This is a genomic window from Streptomyces incanus (assembly GCF_042656345.1).
GTDB classification, from domain to species: Bacteria; Actinomycetota; Actinomycetes; order Streptomycetales; family Streptomycetaceae; genus Streptomyces; species Streptomyces incanus.
In genome coordinates this window covers 51,605-65,913 of sequence record NZ_JBHSPC010000056.1, presented here as the reverse complement: position 1 = coordinate 65,913, position 14,309 = coordinate 51,605, and the positions used below count along the sequence as shown (strand labels likewise).

The 14,309-nt window shown below is 73.4% G+C and carries 13 protein-coding genes; 4 read left to right on the top strand and 9 right to left on the bottom strand.

Annotated elements, in window-relative coordinates:
- Window positions 1-71 precede the first annotated feature (71 nt).
- Window positions 72-914 carry a helix-turn-helix domain-containing protein gene (locus tag ACFP2V_RS19860; protein WP_381213887.1) on the top strand — a complete coding sequence of 281 codons (843 nt, stop codon included), beginning with the start codon at window positions 72-74 and terminating at the stop codon, window positions 912-914.
- Here the strand turns inward: ACFP2V_RS19860 and ACFP2V_RS19855 are convergent.
- A complete protein-coding gene (locus tag ACFP2V_RS19855; RefSeq protein WP_381213885.1) occupies window positions 896-1,321 on the bottom strand; it encodes a hypothetical protein in 426 nt (141 codons plus the stop codon). The genes ACFP2V_RS19860 and ACFP2V_RS19855 overlap by 19 nt on opposite strands.
- Before the next feature lie 379 nt (window positions 1,322-1,700).
- Here ACFP2V_RS19855 and ACFP2V_RS19850 point away from each other — a divergent pair, with 379 nt between their 5' ends.
- Complete coding sequence (locus ACFP2V_RS19850) at window positions 1,701-2,564, top strand: helix-turn-helix domain-containing protein (protein WP_381213883.1); 864 nt, start codon at window positions 1,701-1,703, stop codon at window positions 2,562-2,564.
- On the opposite strand, the gene dnaK is transcribed toward ACFP2V_RS19850, so the two are convergent.
- The 5 genes from dnaK to ACFP2V_RS19825 all read right to left on the bottom strand — a co-directional run bounded on the left by dnaK (window position 2,558) and on the right by ACFP2V_RS19825 (window position 9,147).
- A complete protein-coding gene (dnaK, locus tag ACFP2V_RS19845) occupies window positions 2,558-4,447 on the bottom strand; it encodes a molecular chaperone DnaK (protein WP_381213880.1) in 1,890 nt (629 codons plus the stop codon). The genes ACFP2V_RS19850 and dnaK overlap by 7 nt on opposite strands.
- An 89-nt stretch (window positions 4,448-4,536) precedes the next feature.
- Window positions 4,537-5,265 (bottom strand): glycerophosphodiester phosphodiesterase family protein, encoded by a 729-nt coding sequence (locus tag ACFP2V_RS19840; RefSeq protein ID WP_381213877.1) that lies wholly within the window; start codon window positions 5,263-5,265, stop codon window positions 4,537-4,539.
- 145 nt (window positions 5,266-5,410) lie between these two features.
- Window positions 5,411-5,839 (bottom strand): OsmC family peroxiredoxin, encoded by a 429-nt coding sequence (locus tag ACFP2V_RS19835; protein ID WP_381213875.1) that lies wholly within the window; start codon window positions 5,837-5,839, stop codon window positions 5,411-5,413.
- 659 nt (window positions 5,840-6,498) lie between these two features.
- Window positions 6,499-8,574: a phage holin family protein gene (locus ACFP2V_RS19830; protein WP_381213872.1), complete on the bottom strand. Its 2,076-nt coding sequence runs from the start codon at window positions 8,572-8,574 to the stop codon at window positions 6,499-6,501.
- 171 nt (window positions 8,575-8,745) lie between these two features.
- Window positions 8,746-9,147: a hypothetical protein gene (locus tag ACFP2V_RS19825; RefSeq protein WP_381213869.1), complete on the bottom strand. Its 402-nt coding sequence runs from the start codon at window positions 9,145-9,147 to the stop codon at window positions 8,746-8,748.
- An 81-nt stretch (window positions 9,148-9,228) separates the two neighbouring features.
- Here ACFP2V_RS19825 and ACFP2V_RS19820 point away from each other — a divergent pair, with 81 nt between their 5' ends.
- Both ACFP2V_RS19820 and ACFP2V_RS19815 read left to right on the top strand, forming a co-directional pair.
- Complete coding sequence (locus ACFP2V_RS19820) at window positions 9,229-10,002, top strand: MBL fold metallo-hydrolase (protein WP_381213866.1); 774 nt, start codon at window positions 9,229-9,231, stop codon at window positions 10,000-10,002.
- Window positions 10,003-10,040: 38 nt separating this feature from the next.
- Complete coding sequence (locus ACFP2V_RS19815; protein WP_381214060.1) at window positions 10,041-10,676, top strand: DedA family protein; 636 nt, start codon at window positions 10,041-10,043, stop codon at window positions 10,674-10,676.
- Between the two features lie 48 nt (window positions 10,677-10,724).
- Here ACFP2V_RS19815 and ACFP2V_RS19810 read toward each other — a convergent pair whose 3' ends face one another.
- The 3 genes from ACFP2V_RS19810 to ACFP2V_RS19800 form a co-directional block, all read right to left on the bottom strand.
- A complete protein-coding gene (locus ACFP2V_RS19810) occupies window positions 10,725-11,795 on the bottom strand; it encodes an MBL fold metallo-hydrolase (protein ID WP_381213864.1) in 1,071 nt (356 codons plus the stop codon).
- Entirely contained in the window at window positions 11,792-13,114 is a 1,323-nt protein-coding gene (locus tag ACFP2V_RS19805; protein ID WP_381213861.1) for an aminotransferase class I/II-fold pyridoxal phosphate-dependent enzyme, read from the bottom strand. Before ACFP2V_RS19805 ends, ACFP2V_RS19810 begins: the two co-directional genes overlap by 4 nt.
- Window positions 13,115-13,322: 208 nt before the next feature.
- Entirely contained in the window at window positions 13,323-14,201 is an 879-nt protein-coding gene (locus ACFP2V_RS19800; protein WP_381213858.1) for a hypothetical protein, read from the bottom strand.
- Window positions 14,202-14,309: the final 108 nt, after the last annotated feature.

The following is a 14,309-nucleotide window of genomic DNA, read 5'->3' as shown; positions in this document are numbered from 1 at the left end:
GAGGGAGGCCGGAAGGGAGGTCAGGGAGGTACGGCTCCCGCTCGCAACACTTTCTCGGCTACCGTCCCGGCATGAGCGCTCTCCTGCCCGGTACCACCCCCGCCGCCGCCGGAGGCGTGGGTCCGCTGCTGAGGGCCTGGCGGGAGCAGCGGCGGGTCAGTCAGCTGGAGCTCGCGCTGCGCGCGGACTCGTCCGCCCGGCACATCAGTTTCATCGAGACCGGCCGCTCCCGTCCCAGCGAGCAGATGGTGCTGCGGCTGGCCGAGCACCTGGACGTCCCGGTGCGGGAGCGCAACGCGCTGCTGCTGGCGGCCGGTTACGCGCCCCGGTTCCCCGAGACCCCGCTGGACGATCCGGCGCTGGACGCGCTGCGCGAGGGCATCGAGCGGCTGATCGGCGGATACGAGCCGTATCCGGCACTGGTGGTGGACGCGATGTACGACGTCGTGGCCGCCAACCGGGGGGTCATGATGCTGTTCGACGGCGTGCCGGAGTCGCTGCTGGTGCCGCCGCTGAACGCGGTGCGGCTCACGCTGCACCCTCAAGGGCTTGCGCCCCGGATCCGGAATCTGCGGGAGTGGCGCGGTCATCTGCTGGAGCAGATGGAACGGCAGATCGCGCTCCGCCGCTCCGCACCGCTGCGGGCGCTGTACGAGGAGGTCGCGGCGTTCCCGGTGCCGGAGCCCGGGCCGGGTGAGGGGACGGGGGGCGCGGACGGGGCAGAACAGTCCGCATCCGTGGCGTACTTCGCGCTGCCGATGCGGATCGAGCACGAGGGCCGGATCCTGTCGTTCGTGTCGTCGATCTCCACCTTCAACACGCCGATGGACGTGACCGTCGCCGAACTGGCCGTGGAGACCCTCCTCCCGGCCGATCCGGCGACGGCCAAGTACCTTCAGTTCTGGATGAGTTGACGAGATTTCAGGGCCGTGTGCTGGAGCAGTGCGAAGCCGGCCACGACGAGCGCCTGGAGAACCGCCCACACCACGCCCGCCGTGCTCGGCTCGAGCCACAGCACGAGGGCGGCGCAACTCACCACTGCCCAGGCCAGGTTGACCTCAACGACGGCCCGGACCCCGAGCGTCGGCGGACGCCTGCGCGAGGCCAGCAGACCCACGGCGGCCGCGTACACCGCGAGGAGGACGCCGAGCCCGGCCAGCAGGCCTGAGCCGACGCCGAGGAAGCGGCCGAGCGGGCCGGAGAGGGAGAGGTAGGCGAGCGCGTTGACGCCGGTCACGGCGGCGTCGAGGACCAGGAGCCGGCGCAGCACGGACTGCGGGCCAAAGGGCCGGGCGAGTGAGGCAAGCTGGGTCGCGGACATGACGAATCACCCTCCGTCGGGGTCGGGGTCGGGTCGTGCCGGTCGGTGGCGGGGCTGTGGGTCATCGCTGCGGGCCGGCTTGCGGGCCGGGCCGTGGTGATCGCATACGGGATACGGGATACGGGATGCCGGATATTGCCTGCCTTGCTCGGAGGCAGATCACGGAACGGATCCGGACCCGGATCCCGGGCCGGAGTGCGCCGGCCCGGGATCCGGTGCGTCCACGATCCCGCCCGCGGCGGGTCGCGGTCGATTACCCGGGATGTAATGACCCGGGTGCCCGGGTGCCCGGGAGCGGGGGCGCCCGGCCGTTACTCGTGAGAGGGTCGGGCGGGCATGGCAGACTGATCGTGTGTCCGGGGCTTTGGGGAGACGTGGCGTGAGTGAACGGCGGGCCGCACCCACGGTGGGCCAAGTGGTACTCGGCAGGCGGCTGCAGGAGCTGCGGGAGACGGCGGGCCGCACCCGGGAGGAGGCCGCCCGGGTCCTGCGGGTGGCTCCCGCGACCGTCCGGCGCATGGAAACGGCCGAGGTCGCGCTGAAGATCCCGTACATCCAGATCCTGCTGACGGCGTACGGGGTGTCCCAGGGCGAGGCGGCCACCTTCATCGGGCTCGCGGAGGACGCGAACCGTCCTGGCTGGTGGCAGCGGTTCCACGATGTGCTGCCCGAGTGGTTCAGCCTGTATGTGAGCCTCGAGGGCGCCGCCCGGGTCATCCGGTCCTACGAGCCGCACTTCGTGCCGGGGCTGCTGCAGACGGAGGACTACGCGCGTGCCGTCCTGGAGGCCGGGACGATCGGGAACCAGGGGCCGGAGGCCGTCGAGCGGCATGTGTCGCTGCGGCTGGAGCGGCAGCGGCTTCTGGAGCGTCGGGACCCGCCCCACCTGTGGGTGATCGTGGAGGAGACGGTCCTGCGGCGCCCGGTGACCCAGGACGGCCGGGTGATGCGCGAGCAGTTCGACAAGTTGCTGGAGTGGTCCGAGCGGGACCGGATCACGCTCCAGGTCGCCGAGTTCGTCGACGGTCCGCACCCGGGGACGTACGCGCCCTTCTCGCTGTTCCGGTTCGCCGAGCCGGAACTGCCCGACATGGTGTTCACCGAGTACCTGACCGGCGCCCTGTATCTGGACTCCCGCAAGGAGGTCTCGGTGCACCTGGAGGTGCTGGACCACATGACGGCGCGGGCCGCCTCCGCCCAGCACACGCAGAAACTGCTGCGGAAGTTCCGGGACGGCTACTGAGCGCCGCCGCGCCCGTCCTGCCCGCGGTCCCCGTCACGTCCGTCGCTTTCGTCGTCGACGATCTCCGCGTCGACGACACCTTCCTCCTCCTGCGGTGAGGTGTGCTGCCCCTCGTCGCCGGTGGACTCCTGACCGGCCTGGGCGTACATCGCCTGGCCCATCCGCTGGCTGACCGCGGCGAGTTTCTCGACGCCGGCGCGCAGGGCGGCCGTGTCGGCGGACTGCTCCAGCAGGGGCTTCAGCTCGGCGACGGCGGCCTCCACCTCGGACCTGGTGCCGGCGGGGATCCGGTCCTCGTTGTCCCGGATGAACTTCTCGGTCTGGTAGATGAGTTGCTCGGCCTGGTTACGGGTCTCGGCGGCCTCCCGGCGCCTGCGGTCCTCGTCGGCGTACTGCTCGGCCTCGCGCATCATGCGGTCGATGTCGTCCTTGGGCAGCGCCGAGCCGCCGGTGACGGTCATCTTCTGTTCCCGGCCGGTGGCGAGGTCCTTGGCGGAGACGTGCATGATCCCGTTGGCGTCGATGTCGAAGGCCACCTCGATCTGCGGGACGCCGCGCGGGGCCGGGGGCAGACCGGTCAGGTCGAAGACGCCGAGCTTCTTGTTGTACGCCGCGATCTCGCGCTCGCCCTGGTAGACCTGGATACCGACCGAGGGCTGGTTGTCGGTGGCGGTGGTGAAGGTCTCCGAGCGCCGGGTCGGGATGGTCGTGTTGCGTTCGATCAGCTTGGTCATGATGCCGCCCTTGGTCTCGATGCCGAGGGACAGCGGGGTGACGTCGAGGAGCAGCACGTCCTTCACGTCACCGCGGAGGACGCCCGCCTGGAGGGCCGCTCCGACGGCGACGACCTCGTCCGGGTTGACGCCCTTGTGCGGGTCCTTGCCGGTGAGTTCGCGGACCAGGTCGGTGACGGCGGGCATGCGGGTGGAACCACCGACGAGGATGACGTGGTCGATCGCGGAGAGTTTCACCCCGGCGTCCTTCACGGCCTGGTGGAAGGGCGTCTTGCAGCGCTCCAGCAGGTCGGCGGTGAGTTCCTGGAACTGGGCCCGGGTGAGCTTCTCGTCCAGGTGCAGCGGGCCGTCGGCGGAGGCCGTGATGTAGGGCAGGTTGACGGTGGTCTCGGAGGAGGAGGACAGCTCGATCTTGGCCTTCTCGGCGGCCTCCCGCAGCCGTTGCACGGCCATCTTGTCCCGCGTCAGGTCGATGCCGTACCGGTTCTTGAAGCCCTGGGCGAGATGCTCGAGGAGCCGCTGGTCCCAGTCGTCGCCGCCGAGCAGGGTGTCGCCGTTGGTGGCCTTGACCTCGATGACGCCGTCGCCCATCTCCAGGAGCGACACGTCGAAGGTGCCGCCGCCCAGGTCGAAGACGAGGACGGTCTGCTCGCTCTCCTTGTCCAGGCCGTACGCGAGGGCCGCCGCCGTGGGCTCGTTGATGATCCGCAGGACCTTCAGTCCGGCGATCTCCCCTGCCTCCTTGGTGGCCTGCCGCTGGGCGTCGTCGAAGTACGCCGGTACGGTGATCACGGCGTCGGCCACGTCCTCGCCGAGGTAGGCCTCGGCGTCCCGCTTCAGCTTCTGCAGCACCCGGGCGGACAGTTCCTGCGCCCGGTAGCGGGTGCCGTCCACGGAGCCCTGCTCAGGGAAGTGCCACTGTCCGTCGCCCATATGACGCTTGACCGAGCGTGCGGTGCGGTCGACGTTCGTCACCGCCTGCCGCTTGGCGACCTCGCCGACGAGCACCTCGCCGTTCTTGGCGAAGGCCACCACGGAGGGGGTGGTCCTGGCGCCCTCCGCGTTGGTGACGACCGTGGGCTCACCGCCCTCCAGCACGGCCACCACCGAGTTCGTGGTTCCCAGATCGATTCCGACCGCACGTCCCATCGCTGTCCCCTTCCGCCAGGGCACACCTCTCCGGACTTCCAGCACAAAACTTGAGTGCGCCGTTGTCAATAGTTTGCCTGGGTAGTTTGTCAATCGCTCGCTGCGCGCAGTTGTACGGCGCGTCGGGGGCGGTCGGTGATCAGTACGTCCACGCGCTGATCGGCGAGGAAGGCGCGCAGGGGGGCGTCGTCGTTGACCGTCCACACCATGGTGAACAGTCCGTTGCGGGCCGCCTCACGCAGCGCCCCGCCGCGGGCGAGGCGCTGGTGCGCCGCGATCCCGCGGGCGCCGCAGGCGCGGACCCGCCGCATGGGCAGCAGTTCGCTCAGCCGGGTGCGCGCCAGCCGGACCCGGGGGATCCCGGTGCCGTCACGGCCGAGGGAAAGCACCGTGCGTACGCCGGGGAAGGCCGCGGTGATCGCGGCGACGGAACGGTCCTCCAGGCTGGTGGCGACGAAGCCGTCCCGGCCGAGCAGGGCGATCGCGCGGTCGATCAGCTCCCGCTCGTGACCGGTCTCCTTCAGGTCGAGATGCCCGACGAGTTTCCCGGCGATCAGCTCCATGACGTCGTCCACGACGGGCACGGGGTACCCGGCGCGCTCGCAGAGCCCGGCGTGGGTGAGTGTGGCAAGCGGCGGGCCGGTGCGTCCCGCGCGGGCGTCGTGGTGGACGACGAAGACTCCGTCGGCCGTGCGCCGTACGTCGAACTCCACGTACTCCGCACCGGACCGCAGGGCGTCCTCGTAGGCCTCACGGGTCGCGGGCGCGGCGCGTTCGGAGCCTCCCCGGTGTGCGGAGACGGCGGGCCGTGACGTCATACGGATCGTCTCCCTGGATTCGAGGTCTTGGAGGCCGAGGCCCTCGGGCCTGGTTCCAGGGGTGGACGCGGACACCCGCAGGCCGCCCCCTGCGGGGCGGCCTGCGGGTGTCCTGCGCGTGTGTCCTGCGCGGGCGGCGGGCGGGTCAGGAGAGCTTCGCCGTCAGGGTGATCTCGGTGCCCGTCAGCGCCTGGCTGACCGGGCAGTTGACCTTGGCGTCCTCGGCGGCGGCGAGGAAGGCCGCCTCGTCCAGGCCGGGGACGGTGCCCTCGACGGTGAGGTGGATGCCGGTGATGCCCTCGCCGGGCACGAAGGTGACGTCGGCGGAGGTCACCAGGCGAGTGGGCGGGTTGCCGGCCTTGTCGAGGATGTTGGAGAAGGCCATCGAGTAGCAGCTGGAGTGCGCGGCGGCGATCAGCTCCTCGGGGCTGGTCCGGCCGTTCGCCTCCTCCGCACGCGACGCCCAGGTGACCGGCTGCTCGCCGATGCTGCCGGAGGAGTCGAAAGTGACGACCCCGCTGCCCTTGATGAGGTTGCCTTCCCAAACGGTGTGTGCGGAGCGCGTGGCTGCCATGACTGTTCCTTCCCAATGTCCGGACGTGTGTCCGGTCCTCCGTACTCGGTCCGGGTGCCCGTGTCTCCGGGCTTCCCGCCCTCCATCTGATCACACTCCATGTCAACTGACGTGGAGGACAGATCCCTTCGGGGTGAACAGCGGCCGCGCCCCGCGTGGAATCGATGGGCGCGTTCGCGCCGCACCCGCAGCACGCCGCACCAGCCGTCGGTGATGACGAGGACCGGCACGGCCCTCGGGAAGTCGTCCGCGCGCTGGAGCAGCTCGATGCCGGGCTGGAGCACCGTGCCGCCGCAGCGCCCGCGGCCCGGCCCCGCCCGGCGGCCTCGGTGCCGGGCGGATGGCACGGCATCGTGCGATGCCGTGCGCGGCGTCGCGTCCGGTACGGGCAGCGTGGGCTCCCGGCGCCCGCGCGCAGCCGGTTTCGGGCGGCGGCCGGGAGGCCGACCCCGTCGCGGGAAGGGCCGGGTGCGGGCCGTTGTTTTCGGCGCCCGGGGCTCAGAGCCCCGGACAAAATGGGCGCCCGGCTCGCGGCGTCCGGCACGCGCTCCCCCAAGCTCTTCGAGCAGGGGGACCCCCAGCCGCGTTGCCGGAAGGTCCTTGCGATCGCACGCACCAGACGCCGCGAGCTGATCGGACTCCCCTTCCGTTCGGGGCTCTCAGGCCGCGTGTTCCTGGCTGGGCCGTGGCGGCTGGACGGCCTCGCCGGACTCGGCCAGCCAGCGGCGCAGCACCTGGTGGACGTGTTCGGCGCCGGCGAGGTCCTCCCCGTCGGCGACCGGTGCGGACAGCGCGACCGGGGACAGCAGGAAGGGACGGGACTGGGCGCCGCCGAGGCCGCCGTGGGAGCCGATCTGCTCCTCGAAGGCGAGCACCTCGCCGTCGGCGGGGTCGTGGAAGGAGTTGACCATGATGTCGGCGGTGTGCGGGAAGGAGTGGGTGCGGCGTACGGCGTCGGCGGCGCCCGGCCCGAACGCGGTGAGCGGCCCGGGGTCGTCGTCGAGTTCGTCCAGGGGGATCTCCGCGCGGTGTGCGCCGAGCACGACGCCGCCGTGCCGTTCGCTGCGGACGAGCAGGAAGCCTATGCCGGGGTGGTTGGCGAGGGTCGGCAGCAGGGCGGGGTGGCGGGCGTCGATCTCCTCCTTGGTCATCCGGTGCGGCACGTCCGGGAAGGAGACCAGGCCGAGGTTGCCGGAGGCCAGGACGACGGGTTCGGAGCCGCGCGAGGGGCGGTGCTGCTCGATGCCCTCCTCGACCGGGCGGTGCAGTGCCGCCCGGACCGCCGCGCGGGCCTCGGCACCGCTGCGGGTGCGGCCGGCTCGGCGCGGTACGGGCAGTCCGCAGCCGGCCCGTACCAGGTCGCCGAGGGTGAGGCCGTAGCGGGAGCGGAAGGTCTCGCCCGGGCTCTGGCCGTGGTCGGAGAGCACCACGATCCGGTAGGGGCGCGGGGCGTGTTCGGCGACGTGCTCGATCAGGGCGAGGGAGCGGTCGAGGCGTTGCAGGACCTTCCCGGCGTCCCGGCTCGTGGGTCCGGAGTGGTGGGCCACCTCGTCGTAGCCGACCAGGTCGGCGTAGACGGAGGTGCGGCCGGCGAGCAGGTCGCCCATGACGGCGGCGACGACCACGTCCCGTTCGACGACGGTCGCGAAGGCCCGTATGAAGGGGTAGAGCCCGCCGCGGGACACCCGCGGGAGCTGTTCGGTCCAGCGGGCGCGGGTGGACTGGCCGATCTCGCGGGTCACTTCGGCGGCGAAGGACAGTGCGGTGCGCACGGCGTTGGCCGGGTCGGAGAAGTAGGCGAAGTAGCCGGAGCGGGAGCGGTTCTCGCGGCTGCGGCGGCGAGCGGCGATGGACAGCACCAGGGCCTGTTCGTCGGCGCCGCCGCTGAACAGGTTGCCGCGGCTGGCGCCGTCGTCGGCGAGCAGTCCGGGGTGTCCGGCGTACCGGACGGCGCGCTGCTGGAGTTCCACCGCGCTGGTGGGGCGGTTGCAGACCATCACCTCCCGGCGGTCCTTCTCATACCAGCGGAAGGCGGGGACGTCGTGGTTGCTGCCGTGCAGGATGCCGAGCTGGCTGGCGCCGGTCTGGCTGGACCAGTCGGTGCGCCAGGGGGTGAGCCGGTGGGAGTGGGGAAGGCCGGTGCCGTCGGTGCCGAGCCAGCGGGCGACGGTCGGCATCAGGCCCTCGCCGACGGCGCGCTGCAGGACGTCGTGGCCGACGCCGTCCAGTTGCAGGAAGACGGTGCCGTGGGTGGCCGGGACGGGCGGTGTGGAGCGCCGGCGGCGGTCGGCGAGGCGGTAGAGGCGGCGGCGGTAGGCGTCGTCGTCGCGCACGGCGAGGGCGGCTCCGGTGGCGGAGGCGACGGCGGACATCACGGCGGCGACCACGATGGCGGTCTCCCAGGCGGCGGTGCCGCGCTCGACCGGGGTGATCCGCAACGCCACCAGCAGGAGCGCGCCGTTGAGGAAGAACACCAGCAGGCCGAGGACGAGCGCCGGTACGAGCAGCAGCAGGCGCACCAGCAGCGGCCACACCAGTGCCGACAGCAGGCCGAAGGCGCCGGCGCCGAGTGCCGCGGTGACCGCGATGTCGGTGGCGCTGTCGCCGTCGGCGGAGCGCAGCCGGAAGTCGGGGAGGAGACCGGCGAGGACCAGCATGGTGAGGGTGGCGACCGCCCACACCGTGACGCTCCGCCCGATCTGACTGGCGATCCGTCGCCACCGCGCGCCCCTCACACCCAGTCCACCTCACGTCCCGGCCCGTTGCCGCCAGGGCGGCCTGCGAACCGGCCCCTGCCCGCACCCCACCCTGCCACACCGCCCGGACGTGCCGTTTCGTCCCCGGAAACCCACGGGCGGAAACGGGCGACCGGAAACGGGCGGTGACCCGGAGCCGGCGGGCGGGCCTCAGCGGCCGTCGTAGCCCGCGGTCGGCATGGACAGGCGACGGTGCACCCGGGCCTTCATCGCGGCGTCGTACAACGGTTCGGCGTGGTTGACGGTCTCCACGCGCACCCCGCGCCGCGCGCACTCCGCGGTGAACTCCTCGACGGAGGACAGGGCGCTCTCCAGTACCCGGCGGCTGGGTGCCACGAACAGGTCGGAGCCGGGCCGTACGCCGTCCCACAGCACGCAGTGGTCGGGACGAAGGCCGCGTACCAGCAGCTCCCGGGTCACCACGTATCCGCGTTCGACGGCCCAGCGGGCGCACATGGCGTGCTGGCTGCGGGAGTCCACGAGGAAGGGATCGGCGTCCAGTTCCTCCAGCGGCGTCAGACTCGCGATCGCGATCACCCGCACCGGCCCCATGGCGCCCCCTCACCTCCGGACTTCGCCGCCGACCCTACTCCTGCGCGTAGGCTTCGGGGAGTCGCGGAAGGAGGCGAAGAGGTGCCGGTGGAGATCACCTGGTGGGGTCACGCCACTTGCACGGTCGAGGATGCGCACACGCGCGTGATCACCGATCCTCTGTTCGCCCGTCGGCTCGCGCATCTGCGGCGCCGGCGCGGCGCGTTGCCGCCGCCGGGCGCCCTGCACGCGGACATGGCGCTGGTCTCCCATCTGCATGCCGACCATCTGCATGTGCCGTCGCTGGCCCTGCTCGCCCCGGGCACGCACCTGCTCGTGCCCCGGGGCGCACGCCGTGCGGTGCCGTCGCTGCGCCGGCTCACGCATCTCAGGGTGAGCGAGGTGGTGCCCGGCGATGTGCTGACGGCCGGCGGTCTGGTGGTCCGGGTGGTGCCCGCCCGGCACGACGGGCGGCGGCTGCCGCTCGGGCGGCACCGCTCCCCCGCCCTCGGCTACGTCCTGGAGGGCGAGGCGCGGACGTACTTCGCCGGTGACACCGGGCTGTTCGACGCGATGGCCGAGGAGGTCGGCCCGGTCGACGTGGCGCTGCTGCCGGTGGGCGGCTGGGGTCCGTATCTCGGCGAGGAGCATCTGGACGCGGCGCGCGCGGCCGAGGCGCTGGCCCGGCTGGGGGCGCGCAACGCGGTGCCGGTGCACTACGGCACGTACTGGCCGATCGGCATGGACGCCGTGCGCCCGCACGAATTCCACTCGCCGGGCGACGAGTTCGTGCGGCGGGCGGCCGAGCAGGCACCCGGGGTGCCGGTGCACCGGCTGGGGCACGGGGAGAGCATACGCCTGGGGGTTCCACGGTGATCCTGCCCGCCGCCCTGATACAGGCGGCCGGTGTGCCCCTGTCCGCCGTGGCCTCGGCGGTGGCCGTGCCGGCGACGGTGGTTCCGGACACCACCGAGCAGGCGATCGGTTATCCCTCGCTGTTTCTGCTGGTGCTGATCGGGGCGCTGGTGCCGGTGGTGCCGACCGGGGCGCTGGTCAGTTCGGCGGCGGTGGTCGCCTTCCACCGGGCGGCACCGATTTCGATGGTGCTGGTGTTCGCGACGGCGTCGCTGGCCGCGTTCCTCGGGGATGTGGCGCTGTACTGGCTGGGGCGGCGCGGTATGCGGTCGCGGAACGGCTCGCGCTGGCTGGAGGCGATCCGGGCGCGGGCGCCGGAGGACCGGCTGACGCAGGCGCAGGAGAAACTCGCCGATCACGACGTGACGGTGCTGGTGCTGTCCCGGCTGGTGCCGGCGGGGCGCCTTCCGGTGATGCTGGCCTGCCTGATCGCCGACTGGCCGGTCCGTCGCTTCGTCCGCGGCAACCTGCCGGCCTGTCTGGCCTGGGCGGCGACGTACCAGTTGATCGGCGTCCTCGGCGGCTCGCTGTTCGAGGAGCCCTGGCAGGGGGTGCTCGCGGCGATCGTCCTGACCGTCCTGATCAGCGTGGCCCCGGGCGTCTGGCGCCACCTGCGGGGGCCGGCGGCGCGGTGAGCCGCCGGCCGTCCCCCGGCCGGCGGGCCGGCGGGTGCGTCGCCGCGGTCAGTCCAGGACGCGGGAGCCGCCGACCGGCAGGTCCCAGAGGTGCTCGCGGGACAGGCCCGCCCGCTCCCAGGCGGCACGGACGCGGGTGAGGGGTTCCAGCACCGGTTCGGCGGAGAGGACGAACGTCGCCCAGTGCATGGGCGCCATCCGGCGCGCGCCGAGGTCCCGGGCGGCGCGGACCGCCTCCTCCGGGTCGCAGTGGACGTCCCTGAGCCACCAGCGCGGCTCGTAGGCGCCGATGGGCAGCAGGGCGAGGTCGATGCCGGGGTAGCGGCGGCCTATCCGGGAGAACCAGTGGCCGTAGCCGGTGTCGCCGCCGAAGTAGACGCGCTGCCCGTCGGAGTCGGTGAGCACCCAGCCGCCCCACAGCGAGCGGCAGGTGTCGGTCAGGGTGCGCTTGGACCAGTGGTGGGCCGGGACGAAGTCGAAGCGGACGCCCTTCAGCTCGGCTGCCTCCCACCAGTCCAGCTCGGTGACGCGGGTGAATCGGCGGCGGTGGAACCAGACGGCGAGTCCGGCCGGCACGAACACCGGAGTGTCGCGCGGGAGCAGGCGCAGTGTGGGGGCGTCGAGGTGGTCGTAGTGGTTGTGGCTGATGACGACCGCGTCGACGCGGGGCAGGGCCTCCCAGGCGACGCCGACGGGGGTGATGCGGGCCGGGGTGCCGAGAATGCAGCGGGACCAGACGGGGTCGGTGAGCACGGTGAGCCCGCCGATCCGCACCACCCAGCTGGCGTGCCCCGCCCAGGTGGCGGCGACCGTGCGGGCGCCGACGCGGGGCAGCGGGCCGGGGGCGTAGGGCAGTCCCGGTATGTCGGCGAGGCCCTGCGGGCCGGGTCTGATGGAGCCCTCGCGGGCGAAGCGGGCAAGACTCTTCAGACCGGGCAGCGGGGAGGTCAGCCGGTCGTGGAAGGTGCGCGGCCACACCCGCCGCTCGGCGAGCGGGCGGGGTTCGGCGAGCGGGGGGTACGGAGACCGGGAGGAGAGGACCGCCGGGCCGGCAGGGTCCGGGCCGTCTGTGTGCGGGGTGACGGTCGTGCTCGTGGTCGACTCGGACTGCTGTGTCATCGATGAGACTCCCCTCGCTGGGCCTCGTCGCGGAGGTCGTCGAAGACCGTCTTCAGGTGGATCAACGCGCGCCGCACATGCGGCAGTTCCAACGGTGCGGAGGATCCGAGGCACTCCGCTCGCCGCTCGGCGGTGTCGCCGAGCAGGGGTGCGGTGGACAGCCGTACGCGGGGTGCTTCGAGGTCGTCGCCGAAGCGGTGGCCGCCCGCCGCGGGCATGCCGAGCCGTCCGGTGAGGAAGTCCTCCAGTTCCTGCGCGTCGCCGACACCGTGCGCGGCGAGTGCCGGGGCCAGCGGCGCGAGGTCGACGTACAGGTGCCGCCCGGCCTGCGGGGGCCGGGCCAGGGCGCCCGCGGCGACGACCGCGTCGCGCGCGGCCGCGGCCACACGCGCGTGCAGGCGTACGGCGGCTGCCACCCGCGCGGTGACCGGTTCCGGCTCGGACAGCGCGTAGGCGGCGGCCGCGGCGACCGGGGTGGCGACGCGCGCGTCGAGCGCGGTCAGGACGTCGAGCACGCGCGCGTGGAGCGGGCCGCCCGCCGCGCCTGCCGGGAAGCGGGCGACCGCGGCGGGCCAGCCGGGCGGGAGCAGGGCGCCCGCCAGATCGGTGACCACGGTGACCTGTTCGGGCAGCATCTCGGCAGGGCTGAGCAGCACGGTCTCGCGCGGGGTGTGCAGGGTGTCGCGCCAGGTCTCGTCGCTCACCAGGTGCAGCCCTTCGCCGTCGGCGGCCTCGAGGGTCTCGTGCAGCAGTTCGGGCGGGGCGACGGTGCCGGTGGGGTCGTCGGCGACGGAGAGCACCAGGAGGCGCGGGTCGCCGCCCTCGGCACGCAACCGCCGTACGGTCTCCAGCAGGGCGTACGGATCGGGGACGCCGCCGCTCTCGGCGGGCACCGGCACCTGGAACGCCGGACGGCCGAGCAGCCGTGCGTAGGGTGCCCACCAGGCGGCGCAGGGCCGGGGCACCAGTACGTCCCCGCCGATGGCCGCGGTGAGCGCCACGAGCAGCACGGGTGCGCCGGGGCCGACGGCCACCCGGTCCGGGGCTGCGGGCAGGCCGCGCCGGTCGCCGTGGCCGCACGCGGCGTCCAGCAGGACGGGGCCGCCGCCGATCGGCTCTGTCTCCGCGCGGGACGCGGCGGCGGCGAGGACGGCGGCCAGTTCGGGCAGCACGGGCAGTCCGTCCTCGGGCAGCTCCGGGCCGAAGCGGACCGGGCCGTGGCCGACGGGATCACGGCCTGCGGGATCACGGCCTGCGGGACCTGCCCCGCCGGAATGCCGGCTTGTGGGGCTGTGGGTTTCGGGGTCCGTCCGCCGCATGCGCACCTCCACTCAGTGTCCGGTGTCAGTACCCACGGTTCCACCGACCACTCCCGGTGGGCGCCGCCGACAAGGACCGAGTGGCGAGGACCGGGCGGACGGACCGGGCGGCGGGCCGGGCGGCGGGCCGGGCGGACGGACCGGGCGGACGGACCGGGCGGACGGACCGGGCGGACGGACCGGGCGGCGGGCCGGGCCGCTCGGGGCGTCAGCCGTCCGTACGGGTGCTCCTGTCGCGGTACAACCGGTGGGCGGCGGCGCCGAACGCGGCCGCGATCAGCAGACCGCCCGTGACCAGGGCGGGCACGGAGTCGGTGAAACCGCCGCCTGTCCCCGCCTGGACGCCCCGCGGAACCTCGGGCCCGCCGCAGTGGGCGCGCTCGGGTCCGGGGCAGGGCGAGGAGGACCGCGCAGGGGAGGGAGACGGCTTGTACGGGGGAGACGACTTGTGGGAAGGGGACGGCTTGTACGGGGGAGACGACTTGTGGGAGGGGGCCGGGGCGCCGGAACCTCCCGGGTGGCGGGCGACGACGGTGTAGGTGGCACTCCACGGCTTGCCCTTCCCGCCGGACGCGTCGGGGCAGGTGCCCTCGACGGTCCGGGCGGCCCCGCCGCCGGCCGTGCCGACGGCGTCGAGTGCGCCGAACGCGGCCAGCGCGTCGAGTGAGCCGTCGGCGGGACTCCCGGTGTCCTTGACGTCATCGACGCCGGCGTCGATCTTTTTGTCCAAGGCCTTGTCGTCCCCGGTCACTGCCCTGTCCCGCACGGCATCGGGGCCCCCGGCCGCCCCCACGTCCTGGATGTTCGCGGTGCCCCGGTAGGCGGGGCCGGACTCCTCCGCGTCGCCGCCGGTCACCTGCTTCAGCTCGACGACGCCCTTGTCGAAGGCCGCCGAGGCCGCCTCGAGGGTCTTCGGCGGCGGCCCGCCGGCCGGGTCGCAGAAGACCGAGACGGTGACGGTGCCGCCCGGGGCCGCGCTGCCCGGACTGACCTCGGCGGACGGATCCGCGGACGCGGTCGGCGCGAGGGCACCGAGGGCGCCGAGGGCGGCGGCGGCGAGGGACAGGGCATGGGGGGTGCGGCGCATGGTGCGGGCTCCTTCAGGCGACGGCCGGGGCACGGCGTCCCGTTCGACGGCCGCGGGGGTGATCCCATGTCGGCGGGGCGCGGGTCGCGCCCCGCGTCCATCAGAGCC

Coding starts and splice junctions, on each gene's coding strand:
- ACFP2V_RS19860 (WP_381213887.1), top strand. CDS start 72: ATGAGCGCTCTCCTGCCCGGTACCACCCCCGCCGCCGCCGGAGGCGTG.
- ACFP2V_RS19855 (WP_381213885.1), bottom strand. CDS start 1,321: ATGTCCGCGACCCAGCTTGCCTCACTCGCCCGGCCCTTTGGCCCGCAG.
- dnaK (WP_381213880.1), bottom strand. CDS start 4,447: ATGGGACGTGCGGTCGGAATCGATCTGGGAACCACGAACTCGGTGGTG.
- ACFP2V_RS19840 (WP_381213877.1), bottom strand. CDS start 5,265: ATGACGTCACGGCCCGCCGTCTCCGCACACCGGGGAGGCTCCGAACGC.
- ACFP2V_RS19835 (WP_381213875.1), bottom strand. CDS start 5,839: ATGGCAGCCACGCGCTCCGCACACACCGTTTGGGAAGGCAACCTCATC.
- ACFP2V_RS19825 (WP_381213869.1), bottom strand. CDS start 9,147: ATGGGGCCGGTGCGGGTGATCGCGATCGCGAGTCTGACGCCGCTGGAG.
- ACFP2V_RS19810 (WP_381213864.1), bottom strand. CDS start 11,795: ATGACACAGCAGTCCGAGTCGACCACGAGCACGACCGTCACCCCGCAC.
- ACFP2V_RS19805 (WP_381213861.1), bottom strand. CDS start 13,114: ATGCGGCGGACGGACCCCGAAACCCACAGCCCCACAAGCCGGCATTCC.
- ACFP2V_RS19800 (WP_381213858.1), bottom strand. CDS start 14,201: ATGCGCCGCACCCCCCATGCCCTGTCCCTCGCCGCCGCCGCCCTCGGC.